The organism is Streptomyces sp. NPDC005402 (assembly GCF_040606575.1).
GTDB lineage: Bacteria > Actinomycetota > Actinomycetes > Streptomycetales > Streptomycetaceae > Streptomyces.
Genome location: NZ_JBEXFB010000080.1, coordinates 1 through 1280 on the forward strand (window position 1 = coordinate 1; position 1280 = coordinate 1280).

A 1280-nucleotide genomic window follows, 5' to 3' on the forward strand; every position below is an offset into this window, starting at 1 on the left:
GGGACTGCTGCATGATCGGGTGACAGCGGGGTTTATGCAGCCAGAGCTGCGGGTGGGGTCATGATGGTCTCGTACTCGACGGGGGTCAATCGGCCCAGGCGTCGTTGCCGTCGGCGTCGGTGGTAGGTCCGTTCGATCCAGGTGACGATCGCGATCCGCAACTCCTGGCGGGTGGCCCAGACGCGGCGGTCGAGGACGTTCTTTTGCAGCAGTGCGAAGAAGCTCTCCATTGCGGCGTTGTCGCCGGCGGCCCCGACCCGGCCCATTGAGCCGACCAGGCCGTGCCGGGTGAGGACGGCGGCGACCTTGCGGGACCGGAATTGCGATCCGCGGTCGGAGTGCACGATGCATCCCGCAGCGGGGCCGCGGCGGGCGACGGCGGACTCCAGCGCGGCCACCGCGAGGCGGGACTTCATCCGGGCGTCGATGGAATAGCCCACGATGCGGCCGGAGTACACGTCCTTGACCGCGCACAGATACAGCTTGCCCTCGCCGGTCGCGTGCTCGGTGATGTCCGTGAGCCACAAACGGTTCGGCCCGTCCGCGGTGAAGTTCCGCCGCACCAGGTCATCGTGGACCGGTGGCCCGGCTTTGGCGTTTTTCCCGCGGCCCCTGCGTTTGCCGAAGGCACTCCACCAGCCGTTGTCCCGGCAGATCCGCCAGGCGGTCCGCTCGGCCATCGCCTCACCGGCGGCGCGGGCCTCGTCGAGAAGGAAGCGGTGACCGAACTCGGGATCGTCGCGGTGCGCGTCGAACAGGGCGTTGGCCCGGTATGCCTCGGTCAGTTCGGCGTCGGTGGCAGGCCGGGCCAGCCACCGGTAGTAGGGCTGGCGGGCCAGCCCGAGCACCCGGCACGTCACCGCCACCGGCACCCGGTAAGGGGCATCGGCGGCGGCAAGCTCACGGACGAGCGGGTACATCATTTTGCCGGCAGGTTCGCCTGCGACAGATACGCCGCAGCCCTCCTGAGCACCGCGTTCTCCTGCTCCAGCAACCGGATCCGCTTGCGGGCCTCGCGCAGCTCGGCCGACTCACCCGACGTCGTTGCGGGCCTGGCGCCCTCATCGGTCTCGGCGCGGCGCAGCCACTTCGACAACGTGATCGGGTGGACCCCGAAATCGGCGGCGATCTGTTCCAGCGTGACGCCAGGCTCGCGGTTGCGCGCGACCCGCACGACGTCTTCGCGGAACTCCTTCGGATACGGCTTGGGCACTGCAACATCCTTCCAGGCCGCTTCTCAGCAAGCCAGGTCAGGTGTCACCCAACCCTGCAGCAGTCCC

1 protein-coding gene is annotated in these 1280 nt (G+C 69.1%); it reads right to left on the reverse strand.

The window, feature by feature from the left end; genetic code table 11:
- Positions 1-32 precede the first annotated feature (32 nt).
- Positions 33-1213 (reverse strand): IS3 family transposase gene (locus ABZT02_RS46160; protein ID WP_356029483.1). Its coding sequence is split into 2 segments (ribosomal slippage): positions 33-926 and positions 929-1213, totalling 1179 coding nucleotides; the frame shifts between segments, so codons are not numbered across the junction.
- Between the last annotated feature and the right edge of the window lie 67 nt (positions 1214-1280).